Raw genomic sequence first — 24,654 nt, 5'->3', positions numbered from 1 at the left:
TATGGGTCAGAAGGTTCATCCAATCGGTATCCGCCTAGGTGTTGTGAAACGTCATAACGCTAACTGGTATGCGAGTCCGAAACAATACGCTGAATACTTGCTTAAAGATCTTCAAGTTCGTGAGTTTTTAACTAAAAAACTTAAGAATGCGATGATTAGCAACATTCTTATCGAACGTCCATCAGGCGCTGCTAAAGTAACAATTAGCACAGCTCGTCCTGGTATCGTAATCGGTAAAAAAGGCGAAGATATTGAGAAATTACAGCGCGAACTTACCAGCATTATGGGTGTTCCTGCGCAAGTAAGTATCAATGAAATTGATCGCCCAGACTTAGATGCGCGTTTAGTTGCTGAAGCAATTGCTTCTCAATTAGAAAAGCGTGTAATGTTCCGTCGTGCTATGAAGCGTGCGGTTCAAAACACTATGCGTGCTGGTGCTAAAGGTATCAAAGTTGAAGTGTCTGGCCGTTTAGGTGGTGCAGAGATTGCTCGTACTGAATGGTATCGTGAAGGTCGTGTACCTTTGCATACATTACGTGCAGACATTGATTATGCAACTATGCGTGCAGAAACAACTTACGGTACGATTGGTGTTAAAGTTTGGATTTTCCGTGGCGAGATTTTAGGTGGCATGAAACAAGTCATGAACCCTGCTCCTGCTGAAGATCGTCCAGCTAAACGTGGTCGTGGTCGTGGTGAAGGTCAAGAGCGTCGTGGTCGTCGCGGTGACCGTGCTGCTGACAAGGGAGAATAATCCATGTTGCAACCTAAACGTACCAAATTCCGTAAGGTGCACAAAGGCCGTAATACTGGTCTAGCGCATCGTGGTAGTACAGTATCATTTGGTTCGATTGCAATCAAAGCAACTGAACGTGGTCGTATGACTGCGCGTCAGATTGAAGCTGCACGTCGTACTATTAGCCGCCGTATTAAGCGTGGTGGTAAAATCTTTATTCGCGTATTCCCGGATAAACCAATTACTCAAAAGCCTCTTGAAGTGCGTATGGGTAAAGGTAAGGGTAGCGTGGAATACTGGGTTTGCCAGATCCAACCAGGTAAGATCCTGTACGAAATTGAAGGTGTGAACGAAGAATTAGCGCGTGAAGCATTTGCTTTAGCTGCTGCTAAACTTCCGTTTAAAACCACTATCGTGACTCGGACGGTAATGTAATGAAAACTAAAGATTTACGTGAAAAGTCGGTAGAAGAGTTGAAAGCTTTGCTTGATGAGCAACAGCTTAACCAATTCCGTCTTCGTATGGCGAAAGCAACTGGTCAGTTGGGTAAATCGCACGAAGTGCAAGTTGCTCGTAAGACAATTGCTCGTATTAAGACACTCCTTACCGAAAAACAGGGGAACGGACAATGAGTGAAAAAACAGTCCGCACGTTAACCGGCAAAGTCGTAAGTGACAAAATGGATAAATCTATTGTTGTTCTTATTGAACGCCGCGTTCAACACCCGTTGTATGGCAAGTCAATTCGCCGTTCAACTAAGTTACACGCTCATGATGAGAACAATGTCGCTAAAATTGGTGATGTTGTGACAATCAAAGAAAGCCGCCCAATTTCTAAAACTAAAGCTTGGACTTTAGTGGAAGTAGTTGAAGCAGCTGCTGAGTAATTCGACGTTCTTGTTGCATCATCGGTCAATTTCGAGTACTCTTTGAGCCTTTCGAAATTGTGACCGGTGATGCTCGGTTTTGGAGTAGGGCAATGATTCAAACCGAAACTATGCTCGACGTAGCAGACAACAGTGGTGCTCGCCGCGTACAATGTATTAAAGTACTTGGTGGTTCACATCGTCGTTATGCTTCTGTTGGCGACATTATTAAAGTTACTGTAAAAGAAGCAATCCCACGCGCACGTGTTAAAAAAGGTGACGTGATGAATGCGGTTGTAGTTCGTACTAAATTCGGCATTCGTCGTCCAGATGGTTCTGTGATCCGTTTTGATGATAATGCTGCAGTTATCCTGAACAACAACAAAGCTCCGATTGCTACTCGTATCTTCGGACCAGTGACTCGTGAACTTCGTACTGAACAGTTCATGAAAATCATTTCATTGGCTCCTGAAGTTCTATAAGAGGCAATCATGGCTAAGATTAAAAAAGGCGATCAAGTTATCGTGATCGCAGGTAAAGAAAAAGGCAAACAGGGTACTGTATTGTCTGTTTCTGAAGACCGCGTTAAGGTTGAAGGCCTTAACTTAGTGAAGAAGCATCAAAAGCCGAATCGTGTAACTGGCGCTGAAGGCGGTATCGTTACTCAAGAAGCTTCGCTTCATATTTCAAACGTGGCAATTTTAAATGCTACAACCCAGAAGGCTGACCGTGTTGGTTACCAAGTGATTGATGGCGTGAAAACTCGCGTTTATAAATCAAATGGTGAATCAGTGGCGGTAGCGAAGTAATAGGTTGAAAAGGCAATGGCCAGACTTAAAGCACGTTACAATGATGAACTTAAAGCAAAGTTAAAAGAAGAACTTAGCATTAAGAACGTGATGGAAATTCCACGCATCACAAAAATTACCCTAAACATGGGTGTAGGCGCAGCTGCAACTGATAAGAAATTATTAGATGGCGCTGTAGTCGACATGCAATTAATTGCTGGTCAAAAACCAGTAATTACACTTGCTCGCAAATCTATCGCTGGTTTTAAAATCCGTGACGGTTGGCCGATTGGTTGTAAAGTTACTTTACGTGGCGACCAAATGTACGAATTCTTGGACCGTTTGATCTCAATCGCAATCCCTCGTATCCGTGACTTCCGTGGTTTCTCTTCGAAATCATTTGATGGTCGTGGTAACTACTCAATGGGTTTGAAAGAGCAAATCGTTTTCCCTGAAATCGATTTCGATAAGATTGATCGTATTCGTGGTATGGATATTACTATTACTACGACTGCTCGCACCGATGACGAAGGCCGTGCGCTTATGCGTGCATTCGGCTTCCCGTTCAAATAAGAGGTCGATATGGCTAAGAAAGGTATGGTTAATCGCGAATTGAAACGCGAAAAAACAGTTGCTAAATACGCTGCAAAACGTGCTGAATTAAAAGCTACGATTGCAAACGTAAATGCAAGTGAAGAAGAACGTTTCGAAGCGATGTTAAAGTTACAAGCGTTGCCACGTAATGCATCTCCGGTACGTCTTCGTAACCGTTGTGGTTTAACTGGTCGTCCTCATGGTTACTTCCGTAAGTTCGGTTTAAGCCGTAACAAATTACGTGACACAGTAATGCAGGGTGATGTACCAGGCGTTGTTAAGGCAAGCTGGTAAGGAGCGACTAAATGAGTATGCAAGATACCGTTGCCGACATGCTAACACGTGTTCGTAACGCACAAATGGCTAAGAAACAAACTGTTTCTATGCCTTCTTCTAAGTTGAAAGTTGCAATTGCAAACGTACTTCAACAAGAAGGTTATGTTTCAAACGTAGAAGTTGCTCAAGATGAGACAAAATCTACTTTGACAATTACTTTAAAATATTTCGAAGGCAAACCAGTTATCGAAATGGTTAAGCGCGTAAGCCGTCCAGGTCTTCGCCAATACCGTGGTAAAGATAAACTTCCTAGCGTTAAGCAAGGTTTAGGTATTGCAATTGTTTCTACAAGCAAAGGCATCATGACTGATCGCGCTGCACGTGCTGCGGGCGTTGGTGGTGAAGTTATTGCTTTTGTTTCTTAATAGGTGATTCCTCATGTCTCGTGTGGCTAAAGCCCCAGTAACTGTACCGAATGGTGTAACAGTTACTCAGAACGGCCGGCAGGTCGAAGTGAAAGGCAGCAAAGGTACGTTGTCTTTCAACCTGCATGCGCTGGTCGAGCTAAAACAGGAAGAAGGTAAACTTCAACTTGCTCCAGTTAAAGAATCGAAAGATGCTTGGATGCAAGCTGGTACTGCTCGCGCTGTATTGAATAACCTTGTAAAAGGGGTTAGTGAAGGCTTCGAACGTAAGTTGCAGCTAGTTGGTGTTGGTTATAAAGCTGCGGTTAAGGGTACTGTTGTAAACCTTAACCTTGGTTACTCACACCCAATTGACTACGCTTTACCTGAAAGTGTAACAGCGGAAACTCCAACTGCAACTGAAATCATTTTGAAATCAGCAAACAAGCAGTTGTTAGGTCAAGTAGCGGCAGAAATCCGTGCGTATCGTGCTCCTGAACCATATAAAGGTAAAGGTGTTCGCTATTCGGATGAAGTCATTCTTCGTAAAGAAGCTAAGAAGAAATAAGGCGCGAGGTTCTTATGAACGAAAAGAAACAAACCCGTTTGCGTCGTGCGAAAAGCACACGCTTGCACATCCGTGCATTGGGTGCGACTCGTTTGTGTGTAAACCGCACTCCGCGTCACATCTATGCTCAAGTTATTTCAGCAGATGGTGGCAAAGTTTTAGCGCAAGCTTCAACTTTGGATGCATCTTTACGTAGCGGTACTACAGGTAATGTAGACGCGGCTACTAAAGTAGGTGCTTTAATCGCAGAACGCGCGAAAGCAGCTGGTGTAACTAAAGTTGCATTTGACCGTTCTGGTTTTAAATATCATGGTCGTATCAAAGCCTTGGCTGATGCTGCTCGTGAAAACGGCTTGGAGTTCTAATCATGGCTAAAGTTGAACAAAACGAAGGTCTTGTTGAAAAGCTGGTTGCCGTTGATCGTGTAGCCAAAGTTGTTAAGGGCGGTCGTATCTTCTCTTTCACAGCATTAACTGTTGTGGGTGATGGTAATGGTCGTGTTGGTTTTGGTCGTGGTAAAGCACGTGAAGTTCCAGCTGCTATTTCTAAAGCACTTGAAGCTGCACGTCGCAACATGATTACTGTAGACCTTGCAGGTACTACTTTACAACACCCTGTGAATGCTCGTCATGGCGCAAGCCGTGTATACATGCAACCTGCTTCTGAAGGTACTGGCGTAATCGCTGGTGGCGCAATGCGTGCCGTTCTAGAAGCTGCGGGCGTGCATAACGTACTTGCTAAATGTTATGGTTCTACTAATGCTGCAAACGTAGTAAACGCAACTTTCAAAGGTTTGCGTGATATGACTTCTCCTGAGAAAGTCGCTGCGAAACGTGGTAAATCAGTAGCAGAAATTCAAGGGTAATCAATCATGAAAACGATTAAAGTTACCCAGACTAAATCTTCTTCACATCGCTTGAAAAATCACAAGCTTTGCTTACAAGGTTTAGGTCTGCGTCGTATTGGTCATACTGTAGAAGTGCAAGATACGCCTTCTAACCGCGGTATGATCAACAAAGTCTACTATATGGTTAGTGTAGAGGAATAAGCCATGACTCTGCGTTTAAATGAGCTTGCGCCTGCGGAAGGTGCAAAACGTGAAAACCGTCGTTTAGGCCGTGGTATCGGTTCTGGCGTTGGTAAGACTGGTGGCCGTGGTGTCAAAGGTCAAAAATCACGTAAAAGTGGTGGCGTTCGTCCAGGCTTTGAAGGCGGTCAAACAGCGATTTATCGTCGTTTACCTAAATTCGGTTTCACTAGCCAAATCGCTTTAAAAACTGCTGAAGTACGTTTATCTGAGTTAAGCAAAGTTGAAGGCGACATCGTTAGCCTAGAAACTTTGAAAGCTGCGAATGTTGTTCGTCGTGACCAAGTTCGTGCTCGTATCGTACTTTCTGGTGAAATCACTCGTGCATTCACTGTTCAAGGTGTTGCATTGACTAAAGGCGCTAAAGCTGCAATTGAAGCAGCTGGCGGCAAAGTCGAGGAGTAATCTCGAGTGTCTATGTCTCCTAGTTCTTCAGGTCATGTCAACATGATGAAAGGTCAGCCATTTCACGTGAAATATCGTGAAATTATTCGCCGGATGAGTTTTCTAATCGGTGCATTGCTGGTCTTTCGACTAGGAGCGCATATTCCAGTACCAGGCATTAATAATGCTGCGTTAGAAAATTTATTTCATGCGAACCAAGGAACTATTCTTGGGCTATTCAATATGTTTTCTGGCGGTGCTTTAGAGCGAATGTCTATTCTTGCTTTAGGAATTATGCCTTACATTTCTGCATCAATTATTGTGCAGTTAATGTCTACGGTAATTCCTTCACTAGAAGCCTTGAAAAAGGAAGGTGAGCAAGGTAAGCGTAAAATTAATCAATATACGCGTCAGGGTACGTTGTTGCTTGCAGTGGTTCAGGCAGTTGGTATGTGCGCAGGTTTGATTGGTCAGGGTATTACTCTGTCAGTTGGTCTTGAGTTTTATATACCAGCGGTTACTTCACTTGTCGCTGGAACTATGTTCTTAATGTGGCTAGGTGAACAAATCACTGAAAGAGGTATTGGTAACGGTATCTCAATGATTATTTTTGCTGGTATTGTTTCTGGTTTGCCTAAATTAATTATGCAATCAGTTTCATCAGTAGATAATGGTCAGACAAGCTTAATTGGTCTTGTGATCTTTGGTCTTTTGTCTGTAGGTGTGCTGGCTGCCATTGTGTTTATTGAAAAAGCACAACGTCGTATTCCAGTGAATTATGCACAAAAGCAACAAGGTCGTCGTATATTTACAGCACAGCAGACACATTTACCATTAAAAATTAATATGGCTGGTGTGATTCCTGCGATTTTTGCAAGTTCTTTACTATTGTTCCCAGCGAGTCTTGGTCAATGGGTGGGAAGTGCAGATGCAAATGCTGGATTAATTAAGCGTAGCTTACAAGATTTAGCTTTAGTATTGTCGCCTGGACAGCCTTTGTATTTGGTGCTCTTTGGTGCGTTAATTATCTTTTTCTGTTACTTTTATACGGCTTTAGTATTTAGCCCTAAGGAAGTATCAGAAAATCTAAAACGCAGCGGAGCTTATGTGCCTGGTATTCGCCCAGGTGAGCAAACTGCTCGTTACTTAGATCATATTCTTAATCGTTTGACGTTTATTGGTGCGATTTATATTACGGTCATTTGTTTAATGCCAATGATTCTACAAAGTTCTTTTGGTATCCCATTCTCTTTGGGTGGTACATCATTACTAATCGTAGTTGTCGTTGTTATGGACTTTATGGCTCAGCTACAAGCGCACTTAACATCTCATCAATATGATAATCAAACATTAATGAGAAAAACGACTGCTCATCCTAAGGGATAAGCGCACTTAGAGGTTTCATCATGAAAGTACAAGCTTCTGTAAAGAAAATTTGTGGTAGCTGTAAAGTTATCCGTCGTAATGGGGTTATTCGCGTAATTTGTAGCGCAGAACCTCGTCATAAGCAGCGTCAAGGTTAATCTAATCAAGACCTGTTGATTTCAGTAGGCGAATTGGGTTAATATCCGCCCCTCAAGATTTTGTGGGGCGGTTGATTATCTCTACTGCCTTTTTGGAGAAAGTGAATGGCTCGTATTGCCGGTGTAAACATTCCGGATAACAAGCATGCTGTTATCTCCCTCACTTACATCTTTGGTGTCGGTCGCCATACTGCTAAGAATATCTTAGCTACAGTTGGTATTACTGAAACTACTAAGATCCGTGAGTTGGATGATGCTCAGCTTGATGCGATTCGTGCAGAAGTTGCTAAGGTTCCTACCGAAGGTGACTTACGTCGCGAAATTTCCATGAACATTAAACGTTTAATGGATTTGGGTTGCTATCGCGGCCTTCGCCATCGTCGCAGCTTGCCTGTCCGTGGTCAACGCACCAAAACTAACGCACGTACCCGTAAAGGTCCGCGCAAACCGATTAAAAAGTAAGATTTCTGGAAGCTAAAAGATGGCTAAAGATACTCGCACACGCAAGAAGGTCACTCGTACCGTCTCTGAAGGTGTTGCACACATTCACGCGTCTTTTAATAACACCATTGTTACGATTACTGATCGTCAAGGTAATGCATTGGCTTGGGCCACCTCTGGTGGACAAGGCTTCCGTGGTTCACGTAAATCAACTCCGTTTGCTGCTCAGGTAGCTGCTGAAGTTGCTGGTAAAGCAGCTTTAGATTACGGTTTGAAAAATCTGGATGTCCTTGTAAAAGGTCCTGGTCCAGGTCGTGAGTCTGCGGTTCGTGCATTAGGCGCAGTGGGTTATAAAATTAACAGCATTACCGATGTGACGCCAATTCCTCACAACGGTTGCCGTCCACCTAAAAAACGTCGCGTGTAAGGAGAAACATTCATGGCTCGTTATATTGGTCCAAAATGCAAACTCTCTCGCCGCGAAGGGACAGACCTGCAACTTAAATCTGGCGTTAAACCTTTTGACGTCAAAACTAAAAAAGCTAACAAAGCACCTGGTCAACATGGTCAGGCACGCGGTGGTAAGCAATCTGAGTATTCACTACAATTACGTGAAAAACAAAAAGTCCGTCGTATTTACGGTGTGTTAGAACGTCAATTTAGTAACTACTATAAAGAAGCAGCTCGTGTTAAAGGCGCAACAGGTGAGAACTTGTTGAAATTGCTTGAAAGCCGTCTTGATAACGTTGTTTATCGCATGGGTTTTGGTTCTACACGTGCAGAAGCTCGTCAGTTAGTAAGTCACCGTAGCATTACTTTGAATGGTCGTCGTGTAAACATCGCATCTATTCAAGTTAAAGCTGGTGATGTAATTGCGGTTCACGAAGGTGCTAAACAACAATTGCGTATTAAAAACGCGATTGAGTTAGCTGCACAACGTGGTATTCCAGCTTGGATCGATGTTGATCATTCTAAGCTTGAAGGTACGTTTAAAGCTGCACCAGATCGTGCTGATTTACCTGCTGAAATCAATGAAAGCTTGATTGTAGAATTGTATTCTAAATAATCCTTGAGGTAGCAATAATGACGCGTACTGCAAACGAGTTTCTAACTCCGCAAGCGATCAAGGTCGAAGCGGTTAGCGGGACCTCGGCAAAAGTGATTCTAGAACCTTTAGAGCGTGGTTTTGGCCATACTCTAGGTAATGCTTTACGTCGCATTCTATTGTCTTCTTTACCTGGCGCTGCTGTGGTTGAAGTAGAGATAGAAGGTGTCGAGCACGAGTACAGTACTTTAGAAGGCTTGCAGCAGGACATCGTCGAGCTCTTGCTGAACCTAAAAGGATTGTCTATTAAGCTGTTCGATCAAAATGAAGCATATTTAACATTAGAGAAACAAGGTCCTGGCGAAATTACTGCTGCTGACCTTCGTTTACCTCATAATGTTGAAGTGGTTAACCCAGAACATTTGATCGGTACTTTGAGTGCTTCAGGCTCATTAAAAATGCGCTTGAAGGTTGCTCAAGGCCGTGGTTATGAAACATCTGATTCTCGTTTCCCTGAAGGTGAAACACGTCCTGTTGGTCGTTTGCAATTAGATGCTTCTTATAGCCCGATTAAGCGTGTTTCTTACACCGTTGAAAATGCGCGTGTAGAACAACGTACCGATTTAGATAAACTGGTAATCGACCTCGAGACAAATGGTACGGTTGATCCTGAAGAAGCAATCCGCAAAGCGGCAACAATCTTGCAACAACAAATTGCAATTTTTGTTGATCTTCAGAAAGACCAAACTCCAGTTGCTCAAGAGCCTCGTGAAGAAGTTGACCCAATCTTGCTTCGCCCAGTAGATGATCTAGAGCTTACTGTTCGTTCTGCTAACTGTTTGAAAGCAGAAAATATTTACTACATTGGTGATCTTGTTCAACGTACTGAAGTTGAGTTGTTAAAAACTCCTAACCTTGGTAAAAAATCGTTAACAGAGATCAAAGATGTTTTGGCATCGAAAGGCTTACAACTCGGTATGCGTCTTGAAAACTGGCCACCAGCTAGTCTTCGTATGGACGACCGTTTTGCCTATCGTAGCCGTTAATTAAGTAGGACTATCACCATGCGTCATCGTAATAGTGGTGTGAAATTAGGCCGTACAAGCAGCCATCGTAAAGCGATGTTCCAAAACTTGGCTAATTCTTTATTTGAACACGAGTTGATCAAAACAACTGTTCCTAAAGCTAAAGAATTACGTCGTGTTGCTGAGCCTTTAATCACTCTAGCAAAAAACGATACTGTAGCAAATCGTCGTTTAGCATTTGCTCGTACTCGTAATGCTGCAACTGTAGGTAAATTATTTACCGTACTCGGCCCTCGTTACAAAGAACGTAACGGCGGTTATCTACGTGTTCTTAAAGCGGGCTTCCGTGCTGGTGATGCAGCACCGATGGCTTACGTTGAGCTAGTAGATCGTGAAGTGAATACTTCAGCTGAATAATTGATTTTATTCAAAAAAGACCGGTTTTATACCGGTCTTTTTTATTTTTGATAATTACTAAAATTATAAAAATGTCCTCAAGTGACATAAAAAAACGGATAAACGGTCAAACTTGACATTGTGTATTGTCAAAATTGTGCTTTAATAAACTTATATTCTCAACAATGGGTATAAAAATAAAATGGAAAAGCAAGTTGATATTTTAATCATTGGCGCAGGTATCTCAGGAATTGGAGTTGCTGCCCATTTATCAAAAAATTCTCCACAACGCCAATTTGAAATTTTAGAGCGTCGTGAATCTTTTGGTGGAACATGGGATCTTTTCCGTTATCCAGGTATTCGCTCAGACTCAGATATGTCCACATTTGGTTTTAATTTTAAGCCGTGGTGTAAAGCGAATGTATTAGCTGATGGTGCTTCTATTAAAGGATATCTAGGCGAAGTTATTGATGAATATAAATTAAAAGAAAAAATTCACTTTGGTCATCGTGTACTTTCTGCTAATTATGATTCTGAATCAAAGAAATGGCAGGTTGTAATTGAAGATGGCAAGAAAAAACAACAGACTTGGATTGCTAATTTTGTTGTAGGGTGTACTGGTTACTATAACTATGATCAAGGATATGCGCCTTCTTTCCCAAATCAAGAAGCATTTAAAGGGCAACTCATTCACCCGCAGCATTGGCCTGAAAATTTAGATTACACAGGTAAAAAGGTCGTTATTATTGGTAGTGGTGCAACAGCGATTACTTTAGTACCGGCAATGGCGAAAGGTGGGGCTGGTCACGTAACGATGTTGCAGCGTTCACCAACGTATATTGCTAGTGTACCGTCTATCGACTTTATTTATGAAAAAACGCGTAAATTTATGTCTGAAGAAGCGGCGTATAAATTTACCCGTGCACGTAATATTGGTATGCAGCGCGCTATTTATGCATTGTCTCAGAAGCATCCAAAGACTGTACGTCGTTTACTCTTAAAAGCAATTGAAGTGCAGTTAAAGGGTAAAGTTGATATGAAGCATTTTACACCGTCATACAATCCTTGGGATCAACGTCTATGTGTGGTACCAGATGGTGACTTATTTAAGATTTTGCGTGAAGGTAAAGCGAGTGTAGAAACAGATCAAGTTGAGAAATTTACTGAAAAAGGTATTTTACTTAAATCTGGTAAACATCTTGATGCGGATATTGTGATTTCTGCAACCGGTTTGCAAGTACAAATTATGGGTGGGGTTCAGGCTACTATTGATGGCAAAGCTCTTAATTCATCTGAACATATGCTTTATAACGGCGTGATGTTGAGTGATGTACCAAATATGGCCATGATTATTGGCTATGTAAATGCATCATGGACGCTTAAGGTCGATATCGCTGCGGAATATATTTGTCGCTTGTTAAACTATATGGACAAAAATAGTTATGATGAAGTAGTCCCGTCTGGTGATAAGACTGAAATGGAAGAAGATACTGTAATGGGTAAATTATCTTCAGGTTATATCAGTCGTGCGGCACATGAACTTCCAAAACAAGGTAAGCATGCTCCATGGCAAGTTACTAATAACTATTTAGAAGATAGAAAGTCGCTTAAAAATTCAAAATTTGAAGATGGTATTCTACATTTTCATAAACGTTCAGAAACGAATGAGCGTAAGCCAAAACTAGTATCTTAATAGATATTAGATAAATAAAAGGGGCGTAATGCCCCTTTTATATAGAATTTATTAAAGTGTTCTAGAGATTAATTCTTTCATAATTTCATTGGTACCTGCATAAATTCGATTTGCTCGGTGATCTATGTAGGCACGAGCAATTGGATATTCAAGCATGTAACCATAACCACCATGTAATTGAAGACAATCATCAACAACTTTTGAAAACATATCTGAAATTTTATATTTAGCAGCTGCGGCAGCTTCTACACTCAATTTTTCTTCAAGTTGTAATTCCATACAACGATCTAGATAGGTACGGCAGAAATCTATTTCTGTTCTCAGTTCAGCAAGTTTAAAACGCGTATTTTGAAATGCACTAACAGGTTTGCCAAATGCTTTACGGTCTTTTGTATATTGGACAGTATGCGCAAATGCAGCTTCAGCGCCTGCCTGACAAATAATAGCGACTAGCATTCGTTCCCAAGCCAATTCTTTCATGAGCATGATAAAGCCCATGCCTTCCATACCTAAGAGATTTTCTTTAGGAACACGAACATTATCAAAAAATAATTCGCACGTATCTTGGCCTTTCATTCCAATTTTATTAAGAGGCTTACCTTTGCTAAAACCAGCTCTGTCTGCTTCAACAATGATGAGTGATAAGTTCGCTGAACCTTTGTCGTTATTACCCGTTTTACAAACGACTACGACCATGTCACATAAGTAGCCATTGGTAATGAAAATTTTAGAACCATTAATGACATACTCATCGCCATCAAGTACAGCTGTGGTTCTCACTGCTTGTAAATCAGAGCCAGTACCAGGCTCAGTCATGGCAATAGCCGTGACCACTTCTCCTGTTGCCATTTTTGGTAACCACTTTTGTTTTTGTTCTTCATTACCAAAGTTATTTACGTAATTGGCAACAATATCTGAATGCAAAGAAAAGCCCGTACTAGAATCCATAGCATAAGCTTGCTCTTCAATTAAGATCATACTGTACAAACGGTCTACTCCAGACCCACCATATTGCTCTGGCATTGTGGTGCAAAGAAGACCTAATTCTCCAGCCTTATTCCAAAGATCTCGATCAACATGTTGCTGTTTTTCATATTTTTCAATATTGGGAACAACTTCCTTTTCATAGAATTTACGTACTGTCTCGCGAAAAGCTTCATGCTCTTCGTTAAATAGTTTTCTCGGTAACATATTTGGAATAGGACGGATGGCACCAGATTGCATTTGTATTTCTTCCTTGGTTCAGGTGTGATGTTATTTCCTTAAACATACGGAAGCATTTCATGGCGAACAATGTGATGAATGCTCAATTATGAGTACAAGATGATAAATTTGGTCAATTTGATATTTTTAGCGATCTTTGGAATGTGATCAGGTAAACTAGGCGCACTATCAACGCAGATGGGGAAATAAATGTCTGACGAAATGACCTTGGAAGAACGTAAAGTAATTTATCGAGCACGCCGCGGCTTAAAAGAAATTGACGTCTATTTTGACCCTTATGTAAAAAACTATTATCTAAATGCGGATCCGGCAGAGAAGGCCTTATTTGCAGAATTAGTGGAACAAGAAGATCCAGATTTGCTAGATTGGTTCATGGAAGTTTCTGAACCTCCACGCACAGAGTTACGTGAATTTATTTATAAATTAAAACAGTACGTACATGGCTAAACTGTTTTGATAAAAGAATTGAATTTTGAGCTGAAATATAGTCGTTTCTCGATAATATTTCAGCTTTTTATTGGCTTGTTTTTAGCAATCCTACTTTATCAATTGTTACCACCTATGTGGTGGCTATTTAGTCTGATCCTTTTATCTATTGCTTTCCTATTGTTTTTAAAACAATCACGAATTTCTCAAATTGCGTATTTAGATCAAAAATCTTGGTCAGTTGTTTATCTTCCTAAAAAAGTGATTCACCGTGTAGAAATTAATAAAATAATTGATTATCAGCTATTTATGATTGTTTATTTTGAGGGAGCACCTGTGAAAGTAGCCATAATCTGGTTTGATCAACTTCCTTTACAGTATTGGAAAAAGTTAAAAGTCCTACAGAAACTTCATTAATTGTTAGACAATTCTACATTTGTATATTTATTTAAAAATTATAAAAAACAATAATTTAATCTTTATTTTTTTGCTTGTGCTCAGGATTGTCTAATTAAAATATAGAAAAAAGCTAAGGAAATACAATTGTCTGACAATTTCACCTATGGGTATCTATTTGATCGGTTAAAGTACAAACACCAACGTAAAGTGTGTCGGAGGTCTCAAAATGGAGATGCCAACATGGTCGTTCTTGGTCATTGCCATCATTCTGGCAGTGGTGATAGGAAGAGCAGGAACTTTACTCAGGGAACATCTTAACAGAGTTAATTTTAACAAAGTTAAGAGACAGAGGATGCAAGGTCGTCGATCAGTCAATTATTAAATTGGTTAGTCGATTAATTTCATCAAGTGTCCAGTTTATAACTGGGTGCGATTGTAGTAAGGAGGTCTCTCATGGAGATTTCAATGTGGATGTTTCTGTTAATTGCAGTAGTTATGGCTGTGGTAGTAGGAAGAGCAGGAACTTTACTTAAGGATTATATAGAACAAAAATAATATAAGCCGTTAAAAGCTTATCTCAGTTAATAAGTAGCATGTGCTGAACCGTCGCAATGCTACTTTTTTTTGCCTAAAATTTCTGTTTCCCTGAAAAACTGTCAATTTTATCTGCTGTGAAGTGTGTCAAAGTATAAGCGCTACAATTAGAGTAATTACTCTTTTATTCAAGATATGCATCTGCTAATGTACATCTGAAAAGGAAAAAACAAATTACATAGAGGACAGGAAGATGTCTAAAGTCCAAAAAATAAGCCAAGGTTTGGCGATGAGTTTTCTTGCAGCTTCAGTTTTATCAGGTTGTTCATACGTCGTGAAAACCGGAGCAAATGTTGCTTTAGGTTTTACGGAAAAGCACGTCGTTCCGCCTATTCTAGCAATGCAAGATGCTGAAATGGTTTGTAATACTGGTAGTGCCTTAACACCAGCAATCATGTCTACTAAAGGTATGGGTGCAGATCCAACGCGTGTTGCGGTATTAATGTATGCAGCTTCAGGTGTATGTGCTGAGAATCAAGCATTAGAACAGGAATTACGTTATTTGCGTGCATCAAAGGCAGGGCAAGTAACTGAAGCTCAAGATGCACGTATTGCACAAAAGCGTTGGGCAGCAATTGCTGCTGAGCGTCAATATACAGGCTATAAGTTGTTCGCTGATCGTTGGGAATCTAAATATAAATATCATTTAGGTGATTCTTGTCCAACGATGCGTAGTGATACGGATCAAACAGTTTATTTACTTGGAATGATTAGTGGCCTTCAGGCTGTGACCAATGATATTAACTCTGGTGGCGCAGTCAATGTTCCAAAAGATATCGCTGCTATTGTAGAGCGTGGCATGGTCTGTCTTGATAATGAAAAATTCTGGGGAGCACCTAACGCAACGCGTGCTGTTATCTGGACTTTATTACCGGGGGCAGATGAAGGGAAACCTGATCCATATCAGACATTAAAGCAATCAGTGCAAATTGGTGAACAAAAGGGTGTTCGCTTATCTCATGCGTTATATGCGGTAGCTGCTCAAGCAAGTGGTGATGATGCAAAAATCCGTGATGCATTAAGATTATATGCTGCTTCTCAAGCTGATGATAAGCCTGTTAATCCGAACTTTAAGTTAATCGATAGTATGGCAGGTCTGATTGTACGCGGTATTTCTGACCGTTACTGGACTGAGCATACAGGTGTGCGTACTGGAGATGATGGTATGTCACATTTCTGGGATGATAAGAACGAAGGTGCAGCAGAGCTAGATGAGTTATTTGATGGCGGAGCCGCATCTGAAGCTCCCGCTGATTCATCTGCGCAACCAGCAGCACAGTAAACATATTTGAAAGACTAACTTCTTGCGAGTCTATTGTTAAGTTCTACAATAATTGTAAGAAGTTTAATTTCAAGGAGTGTGCCATGAAAGATCATGTACTGAATAATAAAGTGCTTTTGGTCGCAGTGTGCATTTCCATATCTGCATGTCTACAAGTATTTCCTGATACTTTTATTTATTGGCGGGAAAGTTTACTTGGTGAATTCTGGCGTTTATGGACTGCACATTGGGTACACGTAGGGTGGATTCATTTCCTTTTAAACATGATGGCATTCGCCTGTTTACCGTTTATCTTTCCGCACACCAAAGCGTGGCATCTTTTAAGTCTACTTTTACTGTTGCCACCGTTCATTAGCTTGGTCTTCTATTTTTATTTACCTTATATCGAGGCATATGCTGGTTTGTCAGGTGTTTTACATGGGCTATATACAGCAGTTGCTTTAGTTTATTTGCAATATCGTAAAGAACGGAATTTTGCTTTTCTGGTCTTAGGATTAATTATTGCAAAACTGATATGGGAAAATACTTTTGGACAAACAGGAACTGCCCAGTTAATAGGGAGCCCAGTCTTAACTGAAGCTCACTTATATGGAGCAATTGGTGGAGCAATCTTTGGGGGCTGCTATTGGCTTGCTCAAAGATTAAAAAAGAAATATTGACAATACAAACTGTTAAAAAAGTGATTTTAGTCATTCTTTATTAACAAAGTTTGATGCAAATTTGATCGTTGAATAAAGGGATTGGTAGAAGGGGGAAGGAATTAACCCCTGACCAAGAAAATTGCATGACTCAAGCTCCTGTTTCTAGGTTTTTGAGAGAACAAAATTGGAATATTTATGCAAGAACATCAGGAAAAAAGATCTGGATTAGGTCTGTTGGGTTATATCTGGAACGAATGGATCTCAACATTCGTCATCCTCATTCTACTATTAATGACACTAATCATTGGTACCGGGGAGATGATCCACGGGCAATTATTACGTATCGGGGAACGTCTTTATGGTGATCCTGCGATAGGCATGCAATATTCATTTTTGCGTGCTGAACCTGAAAAGCCAACTTGTGATCGACATCCAAATATCGATGCACAAGTAAAAGAACAAATGAAAGCGAATGCATCTGATGATTTTTCGAGTTTCTTTGGTGCAGCATCGGAAAGTGATGTCCGTGCATCGCTTCTTGCAGCGAAGCAACAATGTGATGAGAAATATCAGGCATATGACAAGACAATTAAATATATCGAAGCTAACCCTGGTGTGCGTACTTACCGTGCTATCGAGACAGGTTTCTTTGGTATTTTTAAATTTGGTACAGAAAACCGTGCAATTTTACTGATTTTCATGGTTCTAATTTCTGCGATTACCGCATCGTTAAAATTTCACCATATTGGCTTACGTAATCCAGCAACAAAAATAGATTACAAAGTCTATTCAATCTTTATGGTGATTGGTAATGCGCTACTCAGTTTCTCTGTAATTAGTCAGTATCGCTCAGTCATTAACTCTGGTGTGACACCTACCTATGAAACAGTAACTATTTACTGGATTTGGATGATTCTATTCGTTGTTCTGACTTTAATTAGTCTTTATCAACTATTTTTTTCACCACCAGCAAAACGTGAAGGCGGTAATATTGGTTTAGCCTTATTAAGTGTACCTTTATATGCTTACATGGCTTTGATTACGGGCATAGTATTCACATTCTTTATGGATTATCCAATGGGGCAAGGGATTTACCTTGGCTTGTTGGTTGAGTTCTCAGGTATTTTCTTAAACCTTGCCTTGTTTATTTGGGCTGGTATGCTTTTAACTCAAACACGTGTTATGGACTTGTTCCTTAATGTGCTTCGTCCATGGAATTTGGCCCCAGAAACCTTAACATGGTTAATTCTAATTGCAGCTGCGGTACCGACGGCTTATACAGGCGCGTCAGGTATTTTCGTTATTGCAGCAGGTGCAATTATTTATAAAGAAGTCTGGAATGCGGGTGCTCGCCGTCAATATGCATTGGCTGTATCTGCAATGTCAGGTTCTTTAGGTGTGGTGGTACGTCCATGTCTACTGGTTGTTTTAATTGCAATGTTGGACAGTCGTCATGTAACGTCCGATGAGTTGTTTGGCCATGGTGTTTATGTATTTTGGTTAACAGCATTTATTTTCTTGGGTGTTTCATTACTCTTGGCTGAAGAGAAGTTCCGTGTAAATTCGCCAAAAGTTGCGATTCCGGGCATGATGCGTGCCTTTGTACCTGTAATTCCATACATTCTGATCACTGCTGTTGTTCTTGCTATTTATAAATATGCGCTAGACACAGGAATGAATGAATTTACTGCCCCAGTAATTTTGCCATTAGTTCTGATCGCAATGATTTTGTATGACAAATTGGTCGCTACAAAAGAAACTCCTGCGATTAATATTCATGAGGCGATTGTTCGTGAACACGAACAGAAATCACCATTCCTTCGTGCACATGATCCGCATAGTTCTCAATTCCGTCTTGGTTTTGGTGGAGCACTTCGTTTTGCAACTTCAGAAACTGTAGGCCATATTGGCGCACTAATTATTCTGATGGCATTGTCTGCAAGTGTTGGTGGTTTAATTGAACGTTCTGAAGTGGTTGAATTATTGCCGACTCATTTAGGCAGTATCTATATATCACTGGCATGTATTGCACTGTTACTTGCCATTATTGGTATGTGTACAGATCCATTTGGTGCTGTAATTTTAGTTGCTGCAACCATTGCACCTGTAGCATACGAAAATGGTATTCATCCAATTCACTTCTGGATGATTGTGTTGGTTGCATTCGAATTTGGTTATGTAACTCCACCAGTTGCCTTGAACCATCTACTCACGCGGTTGTCTGTCGGAGATGATGAAGTGAACGCTGCTGATGCTGAAGCGAAAGAGAAATATACAAGTTTCTACTTCCGTTATGAGCGCTGGTTGCTACCAATTATTGTCTTGTTCTCATCACTAGTATTGGTTACTTATGTGCCATATGTATTTAAGTTATTTGGTTGGTATCATTAACTTAAATTAAAATATCGGTTATACAAAAAAGCCTTCCTAAATGGAGGGCTTTTTTTATTAAGAGGGTTCAATAAATTTAGGAAAAAAGAATGGCTAGAGTTATGAATTAAAATAAAAAAAGCTAAAGTTATCTATCTTTAGCTTTTGTATTTCCCATTGAAAAACTATTGCTGTTTGAGCTGAGCTTCAAGCAATTTAACTTGTTCTTCTTTGAGTTTAGTTAATTGATCAGCATCAGCATGCTGAGCTTTTAAAGTTGCTTCCTGATCTTTTAGCTGGCGATGGATGTCATCGAGTTTAGACACTTCTTCTTTTGCTAAAGACTCTTGAGCTGGTACAGGCTGTTTGAGTACATCTTCATTCACAAGCTGTTGTGAACTTGCAGCTTCTGCTACAGGTTCTGAACTTGATGATGGATCCGTGGTTTTAGCAGGAGCGGGTGTCGAAACAGGTTGAGGATCAACCATTGGTGCGGATGACTCGGTTTTTTTGAAAAACCATTGTGCAGCTAAAAAAAGCACTACAAGAATGCTTAAGCCCCCAATTAAAATCCACAATAGTTTTGAGTTTTGTTTTCTTTGTAGTGGCATCTCTAAGACCTTTAGTCAGGACGACGAGGCTTGAACTGTATTACTCCAACTTCATCAGGTACAGCGGGTGCTTCAGGCTCATCAATATGAGTCGGACGATTTTCACTATAACCGCATTCGATACATTCAATCCATTCGTCTTCAGCGGTGGTTAGCATGACAATCCGATCTGTTGCTTCACATTTTGGACATTTAGCCCCAGCAATGAAACGTTTTTTCATCTTTATCACCCTAACCACACGATCAATTTAGGCCCATAGTTTAAGCGGTTTTACTGTCATTCGTCCAACCTTGATGACGTAACAGTGCATCAATTTTAGGTTCACGTCCACGGAAACTCACAAATGCTTCAAGTGCAGTATCTTTACCACCCACTGCTAAAATTGCTTGACGGAATTCTTTGCCAGTTTGAGTGTTGAAAATACCTTCGTGTTCAAAGCGGTCAAATGCATCACTCGCTAAAACTTCTGCCCATTTGTAAGAGTAATAACCCGCCGCATAACCACCAGCAAAAATATGACTGAAGCTATGCTGGAAGCGGTTGTAGTCCACAGCTGGAACTACGGCGTACTGCTTGCGAATGTCATTTAAGGTCTGCTGAATTTGCTCACTATTCAAAGCAGGTGTTTTAGTGTGAATAGTCAAATCAAACAATGCAAATTCAAGCTGACGTAAAGTTTGCATACCAGACTGGAAGAATCGCGCATTTAATAAAGCATCGAGTAATTCTTGTGGCAAAGTTTGTTTGCTATCGATGTGTTCACTTAATACATCTAGGCTTTCTTTATCCCATGACCAGAATTCCATGAACTGGCTTGGTAGCTCTACTGCATCCCAAGCAACACCATGAGTTCCTGCAACTGAAATATTATCTACTTCGGTTAGCATGTGATGTAAACCATGTCCAAACTCATGGAATAATGTGATCACTTCATCATGGGTGAGTAAAGCAGGCTGATCACCTACTGGAGGCGTGAAGTTACACACCATGTAGCAAATTGGTTTTTGTAAACCATGAACAGTTTGCATGCGTGAACGGAAACCATTCATCCACGCACCGCCACGTTTACCCGTACGTGCATAGATGTCAAAGAAGAATCCACCAATCACTTGACCTTGGTCTTCTAATTCAAAATAACGTGCATCTGGATGCCAGACTGGTGCTTGTCTTTCGATAATGCTAATACCATATAAGCGCTGCACGATCTGGAATAAACCCTGAATGACTTTAGGTGCAGGAAAATAAGGTTTTAGTGCTTCTTGCGATAAGTTGAATTGTTGCTGTTTTAGCTTTTCAGAATAGTAAGTACTATCCCAAGGTTTAAGTTCGTCAACACCATCTTGCTTGGCAATCTCTTGAAGTTCAGCAACTTCTTGAAGAGCAGGGGCACGAGCATGCTCAGCGAGATCAACTAAAAAGTCATGTACCGTTTTTACATCTGGTGCCATTTTGCTTGCAAGAGAATATTCAGCGTAGTTATTGAAACCAAGTAGCTTCGCCATTTCCTGACGAAGACTTAAAATTTCTTCCATAATTTTGCTGTTATCAAACTCAGTTTGTTCAGACTGATCAGATGCACGAGTGACATAAGCTCTGTAAAGCTCTTCACGCAAAGCGCGGTCATCTGCATAAGTCATGATTGCAAAATAAGCTGGGAAATCTAGAGTTGCTACAGCTTGATCGAGTTCACGTTGTTTACCGTATTGTTTTAATAACTCAACATTACTTTCAGGAAGACCTTTTAGCTCAGTTTCTGTAAGCGGTTTAAAGTACGCTTGTGTTGCATCAAGTACATGGTTAGAAAAATCAGAAGAAAGCTGGGAAAGGCGAGCAGAAATATCTGCATAGCGTTTTTTCTCTTCACCCTCTAAAGCCACACCAGAAAGTTTAAAATCACGTAAAGCGAGTCGAATAGCACTTTGTTGGGCTGGACTAAGAGAGGTATAACCCTGACCATCATGGATATGCTGATAAGTTTGATAGAGCGCCTTATGTTGACCAAGTTGAGTGTAATATTCACTCAAGGCAGGTAATAACGATTGATAGACTTCTCTGGTTTCAGCATTGTTCATCACCGCATTTAAATGTGATAAAACACCCCATGATTCACTGAGGTTATTTTCAAGTGTATCGACTTGTTCAAGTACGGCAAGTTGTTGAGCGGTATCGGTAGGTACAGCGGTAAGAGTATTTAAAAATTCTTGGCCTGCTTGAATCGCTTGTTGGATGTCTTGTTTTAAATTTTCTAATTCAATTTGATCAAAACGCGGGGTTGGTAAGGTCGCTTGCTGTAAAGTCATTGCTGTTAGCCACATTATTTTTTAAACATGTTATTAGATGTAGGTCCTCTCAAGCCAGAAATCAAGTTTAATGTGCAAAATAAGCTTTCTAAAAAGAAATAAGTCCCAAATCGGGACTTATTTCTAGGCTGGCAACATCTATTGTTTAATTATTCAGCCTTTGATTTTGCATTGGCCTTTTTCTTTTTAGGCTTAGACTTTTTCTTTACTTTTTCTGGTTTACTTTCGGCTTTTGCAGAAGGCTTTTTACCAGACTTTTTAGTATAAGAACTCGCCTTAGCTTTTTCTTTCTTTTTATGAACAGGTCTTTCGCCATCACTACTTGTTAGTTTACTGAAAACTTCTTCAGTTGCCTGTGAAGATGTTTTAGTTGTGCGTGGAGCTCGGCTACGAACGACTCTTCCTGCATGCGTGACTTGTTGAAGAAGCTGGAAGTCAATTTTACGTTCTTCAAGATTTACGCCAGCAACCTGAATTTTAACTTCATCGCCTAAACCAAAGACTTGACCACGATTTTGACCTACCAGATTTTGGCTCGCTTGGTCATAAATAAAGAAGTCATCGCCGAGTTGGCTAATATGAATCATGCCATCGACGTATAGATCTTTAAGTGTGATAAATAAACCAAATTCGGTTACTGCACTTACGATACCAATAAACTCATCACCCAAATGCTGTTGCATGTAGTGACACTTCAACCAAGTTGTTACGCTACGAGAAGCTTCATCTGCACGGCGTTCAGTTTGAGAAAAATGTTCACCAGCATCATCTAGCGCAGCACCAGAGAGAGGATAAGGCTTTTGTTTCAAGTGTGCCTTAATAGCACGGTGTAACAATAAATCTGGGTAACGACGGATTGGCGAAGTGAAATGAGTATAGGCTTCATAAGCCAAACCATAGTGTCCCGCATTTTTTGCGCCATAATAAGCTTGCATCATTGAGCGTAATAAAACGGCATGAATACTTGGTGCATCAATACGGTCTTTGGTCGCTTCAATAACTTTTTGATAGTCTGCTTGAGTTGGTTGATCAGGGAAGGGTAGACCAAGCAATTTCACAAAGTCTTTTACTTTCTGAATACGTGAAAACTCTGGAGCTTCATGCACACGATATAACATTGGAACATCATGTTCTAATGCATATTCAGCTGCAGCAACGTTAGCAAGCAACATACATTCTTCAATGAGCTTATGTGCTTCATTACGTGTACGTGGCAAAATTTCTTTAATCCCGCCCAGCTCATCAAAAGTCATGTACGTTTCAATGGTTTCAAATTCCATTGCATGGCGGTCGGCACGCAAGTTTTTCAAAATTTGATAAAGCTGGAAAAGTGTATTTAAAGATTTATGAACATCACGATCTTTTGGAATCGCATCTGTTGCGCCTTCAAAGTATTGCGCTACCTGTGTATAGGTCAAACGTGCTTTTGAGTGCATAACCGACGGATAAAAATCGTAACCAGTTACACGGCCTGAACGAGAGAGCTTAAGGTCACAGACCATACATAAGCGGTCTACATGAGGGTTCAGAGAACACAAGCCGTTTGACAGGGCCTCTGGTAGCATTGGTAATACAAAGTGTGGGAAATATACCGAAGTGCCTCGTTCCTCAGCTTCTTCGTTAAGGGCTGAGTCTAAGCGTACATAATGGCTGACATCTGCAATTGCGACGACAACGCGGTAACCACCACCCGGACGTTTTTCTGCATAAACTGCATCGTCAAAATCTCGAGCGTCTTCACCATCAATTGTAACTAATGCTAAATCTCTTAAATCAATACGACCTTCACGGTCTTGAGCTGATGGTTCTTTAAAACTTTCTGCTTCTTTTAATACCTGATCTGGAAATTCATATGGCAAACCAAATTCAAGAATGGTTTGTGGAATGATAATTTCTGTATCAGCTTTGTCTGCCATAGACTGAATAATATGTGCTGTTGAAAACTCTTCACGGGTCGGATAGCTATCAATTGCAACACGTAGCATATCGCCAACATTCGCCCCAGCATGTTTTACGAGTTCTTTTTCTAAAGGAATAGGCTGATGCTGATTGGGATTGTTGGGTTGAATAAAATATTCACCCTCATGAACTGATAATTTACCAATTAATTGTTTAACACGATGCTGTAAAACTTCTGTGATAAAACCCCAAGGTTTACCTTTACGGTCTACTGAAGTCTGGCGCACTCTAACTCGGTCACCATTAAATACTAAACGTAATTCACGTTCAGGAAGTAAAAGATCGGTTTGACCATCAATATGTGCTGTACCTAAACCTTTACTATTAATATAAACAGTTGCTTCATATGTTGGTTGATCTGCCACCAACTGAAATTTAAAACCGTCTTTCATGATTTGACCATCACGAACCATAGCACTTAAACGATGACTTAATGCTTCGATACTTTTTTGGTCATGAATATTAAAATGATCGACAAGCTCTGCATGAGATTGTGGTGTTTGCAACTGTTCCAACGTATCTAAAATCAGAGTACGGCTTGGAATAGGATTGTCATAACGTTCAGCTTCAGCTTTCGCTTCAGGGTCAGCCCAGTTTTTTGTCATGTCGTTTTGTTTCACGCTTGGCAGATAAGTTTAGCATAAGCCATGCAGACCCGAACTGCACGTTCAGGTTTGCAATAATGTGTTATGCACTACAGTATTTTGATGAAGAAATAATATCTATCTTAACAAGCGTTTGATCGAAAAAGACGAAAATAATGAGGAAATTGCTTAAAAAATAATTCATTGAACTAAAAAATAAGAAAATTTCAGTATGATGACTTGAACAATGTGGTTTTAGTTTGTATTATGGCGGCTCGTTCCGGTGAGGTGGATGAGTGGCTGAAATCACTTCCCTGCTAAGGAAGCATACCTATTACTGGTATCGAGGGTTCGAATCCCTCTCTCACCGCCATTTACTTAATGCGCTCATAGCTCAGCTGGATAGAGCACTTGGCTACGAACTAAGGGGTCGGGAGT

The 24,654-nt window shown here is 40.5% G+C and carries 31 protein-coding genes, 1 tRNA gene and 1 pseudogene; 28 read left to right on the top strand and 5 right to left on the bottom strand.

Features of this window, described 5'->3' with window-relative positions; translation table 11 throughout:
• Position 1: 1 nt before the first annotated feature.
• The 22 genes and pseudogenes from rpsC (at position 2) to QLG01_RS05475 (ending at position 11,825) form a co-directional block, all read left to right on the top strand.
• A pseudogene (rpsC, locus tag QLG01_RS05580) lies at positions 2-818 on the top strand (30S ribosomal protein S3).
• Positions 758-1,171: a 50S ribosomal protein L16 gene (gene rplP / locus QLG01_RS05575; RefSeq protein ID WP_002049688.1), complete on the top strand. Its 414-nt coding sequence runs from the start codon at positions 758-760 to the stop codon at positions 1,169-1,171. Before rpsC ends, rplP begins: the two are co-directional and overlap by 61 nt.
• Positions 1,171-1,368, top strand: coding sequence for a 50S ribosomal protein L29 (rpmC, locus tag QLG01_RS05570; RefSeq protein ID WP_000849928.1), 198 nt, complete (start codon positions 1,171-1,173; stop codon positions 1,366-1,368). Before rplP ends, rpmC begins: the two co-directional genes overlap by 1 nt.
• Complete coding sequence (rpsQ, locus tag QLG01_RS05565; RefSeq protein WP_001291845.1) at positions 1,365-1,622, top strand: 30S ribosomal protein S17; 258 nt, start codon at positions 1,365-1,367, stop codon at positions 1,620-1,622. The genes rpmC and rpsQ overlap by 4 nt, the downstream gene beginning before the upstream one ends.
• A 92-nt stretch (positions 1,623-1,714) precedes the next feature.
• Positions 1,715-2,083, top strand: coding sequence for a 50S ribosomal protein L14 (gene rplN, locus QLG01_RS05560; RefSeq protein WP_001982634.1), 369 nt, complete (start codon positions 1,715-1,717; stop codon positions 2,081-2,083).
• 9 nt (positions 2,084-2,092) lie between these two features.
• On the top strand, positions 2,093-2,410 hold the full coding sequence (rplX, locus tag QLG01_RS05555) for a 50S ribosomal protein L24 (protein WP_002116820.1): 318 nt from the start codon (positions 2,093-2,095) through the stop codon (positions 2,408-2,410).
• A 15-nt stretch (positions 2,411-2,425) separates the two neighbouring features.
• Positions 2,426-2,962 carry a 50S ribosomal protein L5 gene (gene rplE / locus QLG01_RS05550; protein ID WP_004789621.1) on the top strand — a complete coding sequence of 179 codons (537 nt, stop codon included), beginning with the start codon at positions 2,426-2,428 and terminating at the stop codon, positions 2,960-2,962.
• A 9-nt stretch (positions 2,963-2,971) separates the two neighbouring features.
• Positions 2,972-3,277 carry a 30S ribosomal protein S14 gene (gene rpsN / locus QLG01_RS05545; protein WP_004789619.1) on the top strand — a complete coding sequence of 102 codons (306 nt, stop codon included), beginning with the start codon at positions 2,972-2,974 and terminating at the stop codon, positions 3,275-3,277.
• 11 nt (positions 3,278-3,288) lie between these two features.
• A complete protein-coding gene (rpsH, locus tag QLG01_RS05540; protein ID WP_282495992.1) occupies positions 3,289-3,684 on the top strand; it encodes a 30S ribosomal protein S8 in 396 nt (131 codons plus the stop codon).
• Between the two features lie 13 nt (positions 3,685-3,697).
• Positions 3,698-4,231: a 50S ribosomal protein L6 gene (gene rplF / locus QLG01_RS05535; protein WP_005301272.1), complete on the top strand. Its 534-nt coding sequence runs from the start codon at positions 3,698-3,700 to the stop codon at positions 4,229-4,231.
• 14 nt (positions 4,232-4,245) lie between these two features.
• On the top strand, positions 4,246-4,596 hold the full coding sequence (gene rplR / locus QLG01_RS05530; protein WP_003653654.1) for a 50S ribosomal protein L18: 351 nt from the start codon (positions 4,246-4,248) through the stop codon (positions 4,594-4,596).
• A gap of 2 nt (positions 4,597-4,598) precedes the next feature.
• A complete protein-coding gene (gene rpsE / locus QLG01_RS05525) occupies positions 4,599-5,096 on the top strand; it encodes a 30S ribosomal protein S5 (protein WP_003653653.1) in 498 nt (165 codons plus the stop codon).
• A gap of 6 nt (positions 5,097-5,102) precedes the next feature.
• Positions 5,103-5,279, top strand: a complete 177-nt coding sequence (gene rpmD, locus QLG01_RS05520) for a 50S ribosomal protein L30 (protein WP_000849088.1) — start codon at positions 5,103-5,105, stop codon at positions 5,277-5,279.
• Positions 5,280-5,282: 3 nt separating this feature from the next.
• A complete protein-coding gene (rplO, locus tag QLG01_RS05515) occupies positions 5,283-5,723 on the top strand; it encodes a 50S ribosomal protein L15 (protein WP_004789613.1) in 441 nt (146 codons plus the stop codon).
• A gap of 45 nt (positions 5,724-5,768) precedes the next feature.
• On the top strand, positions 5,769-7,088 hold the full coding sequence (gene secY / locus QLG01_RS05510; protein ID WP_171056864.1) for a preprotein translocase subunit SecY: 1,320 nt from the start codon (positions 5,769-5,771) through the stop codon (positions 7,086-7,088).
• Between the two features lie 20 nt (positions 7,089-7,108).
• Complete coding sequence (gene rpmJ, locus QLG01_RS05505; RefSeq protein ID WP_000867907.1) at positions 7,109-7,225, top strand: 50S ribosomal protein L36; 117 nt, start codon at positions 7,109-7,111, stop codon at positions 7,223-7,225.
• A gap of 105 nt (positions 7,226-7,330) precedes the next feature.
• On the top strand, positions 7,331-7,687 hold the full coding sequence (rpsM, locus tag QLG01_RS05500) for a 30S ribosomal protein S13 (RefSeq protein ID WP_004789609.1): 357 nt from the start codon (positions 7,331-7,333) through the stop codon (positions 7,685-7,687).
• Positions 7,688-7,706: 19 nt separating this feature from the next.
• Complete coding sequence (gene rpsK / locus QLG01_RS05495) at positions 7,707-8,093, top strand: 30S ribosomal protein S11 (RefSeq protein WP_001040166.1); 387 nt, start codon at positions 7,707-7,709, stop codon at positions 8,091-8,093.
• 12 nt (positions 8,094-8,105) lie between these two features.
• Entirely contained in the window at positions 8,106-8,732 is a 627-nt protein-coding gene (gene rpsD, locus QLG01_RS05490; protein WP_005301294.1) for a 30S ribosomal protein S4, read from the top strand.
• A gap of 17 nt (positions 8,733-8,749) precedes the next feature.
• Complete coding sequence (rpoA, locus tag QLG01_RS05485) at positions 8,750-9,757, top strand: DNA-directed RNA polymerase subunit alpha (protein ID WP_003653641.1); 1,008 nt, start codon at positions 8,750-8,752, stop codon at positions 9,755-9,757.
• Between the two features lie 18 nt (positions 9,758-9,775).
• The gene (gene rplQ, locus QLG01_RS05480) at positions 9,776-10,153 is read left to right on the top strand and encodes a 50S ribosomal protein L17 (protein ID WP_002049717.1); all 378 of its coding nucleotides are present in this window, start codon (positions 9,776-9,778) and stop codon (positions 10,151-10,153) included.
• A gap of 181 nt (positions 10,154-10,334) precedes the next feature.
• The gene (locus tag QLG01_RS05475; RefSeq protein ID WP_282495991.1) at positions 10,335-11,825 is read left to right on the top strand and encodes an NAD(P)/FAD-dependent oxidoreductase; all 1,491 of its coding nucleotides are present in this window, start codon (positions 10,335-10,337) and stop codon (positions 11,823-11,825) included.
• Between the two features lie 51 nt (positions 11,826-11,876).
• Here QLG01_RS05475 and QLG01_RS05470 read toward each other — a convergent pair whose 3' ends face one another.
• Positions 11,877-13,049, bottom strand: a complete 1,173-nt coding sequence (locus tag QLG01_RS05470) for an acyl-CoA dehydrogenase family protein (RefSeq protein ID WP_282495990.1) — start codon at positions 13,047-13,049, stop codon at positions 11,877-11,879.
• A 189-nt stretch (positions 13,050-13,238) separates the two neighbouring features.
• On the opposite strand from QLG01_RS05470, the gene QLG01_RS05465 reads away from it, so the two are divergent.
• From QLG01_RS05465 to QLG01_RS05445, 5 genes are all read left to right on the top strand, one after another.
• Positions 13,239-13,496 (top strand): succinate dehydrogenase assembly factor 2, encoded by a 258-nt coding sequence (locus tag QLG01_RS05465; protein WP_004789602.1) that lies wholly within the window; start codon positions 13,239-13,241, stop codon positions 13,494-13,496.
• Positions 13,497-13,502: 6 nt separating this feature from the next.
• Positions 13,503-13,892 carry a hypothetical protein gene (locus tag QLG01_RS05460; RefSeq protein ID WP_282495989.1) on the top strand — a complete coding sequence of 130 codons (390 nt, stop codon included), beginning with the start codon at positions 13,503-13,505 and terminating at the stop codon, positions 13,890-13,892.
• Between the two features lie 769 nt (positions 13,893-14,661).
• Positions 14,662-15,750, top strand: a complete 1,089-nt coding sequence (locus tag QLG01_RS05455) for a hypothetical protein (protein WP_151768513.1) — start codon at positions 14,662-14,664, stop codon at positions 15,748-15,750.
• Between the two features lie 83 nt (positions 15,751-15,833).
• The gene (rrtA, locus tag QLG01_RS05450; protein WP_004789598.1) at positions 15,834-16,409 is read left to right on the top strand and encodes a rhombosortase; all 576 of its coding nucleotides are present in this window, start codon (positions 15,834-15,836) and stop codon (positions 16,407-16,409) included.
• Positions 16,410-16,586: 177 nt separating this feature from the next.
• Positions 16,587-18,782 carry a TRAP transporter large permease subunit gene (locus tag QLG01_RS05445; protein WP_282495988.1) on the top strand — a complete coding sequence of 732 codons (2,196 nt, stop codon included), beginning with the start codon at positions 16,587-16,589 and terminating at the stop codon, positions 18,780-18,782.
• 164 nt (positions 18,783-18,946) lie between these two features.
• Here QLG01_RS05445 and QLG01_RS05440 read toward each other — a convergent pair whose 3' ends face one another.
• The 4 genes from QLG01_RS05440 to rnr all read right to left on the bottom strand — a co-directional run bounded on the left by QLG01_RS05440 (position 18,947) and on the right by rnr (position 24,237).
• On the bottom strand, positions 18,947-19,372 hold the full coding sequence (locus tag QLG01_RS05440) for a hypothetical protein (RefSeq protein WP_013196786.1): 426 nt from the start codon (positions 19,370-19,372) through the stop codon (positions 18,947-18,949).
• Between the two features lie 11 nt (positions 19,373-19,383).
• Positions 19,384-19,593: a YheV family putative zinc ribbon protein gene (locus QLG01_RS05435; RefSeq protein ID WP_004639498.1), complete on the bottom strand. Its 210-nt coding sequence runs from the start codon at positions 19,591-19,593 to the stop codon at positions 19,384-19,386.
• Between the two features lie 40 nt (positions 19,594-19,633).
• Positions 19,634-21,688 (bottom strand): M3 family metallopeptidase, encoded by a 2,055-nt coding sequence (locus tag QLG01_RS05430; RefSeq protein WP_282495987.1) that lies wholly within the window; start codon positions 21,686-21,688, stop codon positions 19,634-19,636.
• A 134-nt stretch (positions 21,689-21,822) separates the two neighbouring features.
• Positions 21,823-24,237 (bottom strand): ribonuclease R, encoded by a 2,415-nt coding sequence (gene rnr / locus QLG01_RS05425; RefSeq protein ID WP_216070964.1) that lies wholly within the window; start codon positions 24,235-24,237, stop codon positions 21,823-21,825.
• 261 nt (positions 24,238-24,498) lie between these two features.
• Here rnr and QLG01_RS05420 point away from each other — a divergent pair.
• A tRNA-Ser gene (locus QLG01_RS05420) sits at positions 24,499-24,589 on the top strand.
• Positions 24,590-24,654 lie beyond the last annotated feature (65 nt).

The organism is Acinetobacter sp. V89_4 (genome assembly GCF_029967875.1).
GTDB lineage: Bacteria > Pseudomonadota > Gammaproteobacteria > Pseudomonadales > Moraxellaceae > Acinetobacter > Acinetobacter oleivorans.
This window is presented reverse-complemented; position numbering and strand designations above follow the sequence as displayed.

Bases quoted from the DNA above. Each gene is read 5' to 3' on its own strand.
- rplP (WP_002049688.1), top strand. From the start codon at position 758: ATGTTGCAACCTAAACGTACCAAATTCCGTAAGGTGCACAAAGGCCGT.
- rpmC (WP_000849928.1), top strand. From the start codon at position 1,171: ATGAAAACTAAAGATTTACGTGAAAAGTCGGTAGAAGAGTTGAAAGCT.
- rpsQ (WP_001291845.1), top strand. From the start codon at position 1,365: ATGAGTGAAAAAACAGTCCGCACGTTAACCGGCAAAGTCGTAAGTGAC.
- rplN (WP_001982634.1), top strand. From the start codon at position 1,715: ATGATTCAAACCGAAACTATGCTCGACGTAGCAGACAACAGTGGTGCT.
- rplX (WP_002116820.1), top strand. From the start codon at position 2,093: ATGGCTAAGATTAAAAAAGGCGATCAAGTTATCGTGATCGCAGGTAAA.
- rplE (WP_004789621.1), top strand. From the start codon at position 2,426: ATGGCCAGACTTAAAGCACGTTACAATGATGAACTTAAAGCAAAGTTA.
- rpsN (WP_004789619.1), top strand. From the start codon at position 2,972: ATGGCTAAGAAAGGTATGGTTAATCGCGAATTGAAACGCGAAAAAACA.
- rpsH (WP_282495992.1), top strand. From the start codon at position 3,289: ATGAGTATGCAAGATACCGTTGCCGACATGCTAACACGTGTTCGTAAC.
- rplF (WP_005301272.1), top strand. From the start codon at position 3,698: ATGTCTCGTGTGGCTAAAGCCCCAGTAACTGTACCGAATGGTGTAACA.
- rplR (WP_003653654.1), top strand. From the start codon at position 4,246: ATGAACGAAAAGAAACAAACCCGTTTGCGTCGTGCGAAAAGCACACGC.
- rpsE (WP_003653653.1), top strand. From the start codon at position 4,599: ATGGCTAAAGTTGAACAAAACGAAGGTCTTGTTGAAAAGCTGGTTGCC.
- rpmD (WP_000849088.1), top strand. From the start codon at position 5,103: ATGAAAACGATTAAAGTTACCCAGACTAAATCTTCTTCACATCGCTTG.
- rplO (WP_004789613.1), top strand. From the start codon at position 5,283: ATGACTCTGCGTTTAAATGAGCTTGCGCCTGCGGAAGGTGCAAAACGT.
- secY (WP_171056864.1), top strand. From the start codon at position 5,769: ATGAAAGGTCAGCCATTTCACGTGAAATATCGTGAAATTATTCGCCGG.
- rpmJ (WP_000867907.1), top strand. From the start codon at position 7,109: ATGAAAGTACAAGCTTCTGTAAAGAAAATTTGTGGTAGCTGTAAAGTT.
- rpsM (WP_004789609.1), top strand. From the start codon at position 7,331: ATGGCTCGTATTGCCGGTGTAAACATTCCGGATAACAAGCATGCTGTT.
- rpsK (WP_001040166.1), top strand. From the start codon at position 7,707: ATGGCTAAAGATACTCGCACACGCAAGAAGGTCACTCGTACCGTCTCT.
- rpsD (WP_005301294.1), top strand. From the start codon at position 8,106: ATGGCTCGTTATATTGGTCCAAAATGCAAACTCTCTCGCCGCGAAGGG.
- rpoA (WP_003653641.1), top strand. From the start codon at position 8,750: ATGACGCGTACTGCAAACGAGTTTCTAACTCCGCAAGCGATCAAGGTC.
- rplQ (WP_002049717.1), top strand. From the start codon at position 9,776: ATGCGTCATCGTAATAGTGGTGTGAAATTAGGCCGTACAAGCAGCCAT.
- QLG01_RS05475 (WP_282495991.1), top strand. From the start codon at position 10,335: ATGGAAAAGCAAGTTGATATTTTAATCATTGGCGCAGGTATCTCAGGA.
- QLG01_RS05470 (WP_282495990.1), bottom strand. From the start codon at position 13,049: ATGCAATCTGGTGCCATCCGTCCTATTCCAAATATGTTACCGAGAAAA.
- QLG01_RS05465 (WP_004789602.1), top strand. From the start codon at position 13,239: ATGTCTGACGAAATGACCTTGGAAGAACGTAAAGTAATTTATCGAGCA.
- QLG01_RS05455 (WP_151768513.1), top strand. From the start codon at position 14,662: ATGTCTAAAGTCCAAAAAATAAGCCAAGGTTTGGCGATGAGTTTTCTT.
- rrtA (WP_004789598.1), top strand. From the start codon at position 15,834: ATGAAAGATCATGTACTGAATAATAAAGTGCTTTTGGTCGCAGTGTGC.
- QLG01_RS05445 (WP_282495988.1), top strand. From the start codon at position 16,587: ATGCAAGAACATCAGGAAAAAAGATCTGGATTAGGTCTGTTGGGTTAT.
- QLG01_RS05440 (WP_013196786.1), bottom strand. From the start codon at position 19,372: ATGCCACTACAAAGAAAACAAAACTCAAAACTATTGTGGATTTTAATT.
- QLG01_RS05435 (WP_004639498.1), bottom strand. From the start codon at position 19,593: ATGAAAAAACGTTTCATTGCTGGGGCTAAATGTCCAAAATGTGAAGCA.
- QLG01_RS05430 (WP_282495987.1), bottom strand. From the start codon at position 21,688: ATGTGGCTAACAGCAATGACTTTACAGCAAGCGACCTTACCAACCCCG.
- rnr (WP_216070964.1), bottom strand. From the start codon at position 24,237: ATGACAAAAAACTGGGCTGACCCTGAAGCGAAAGCTGAAGCTGAACGT.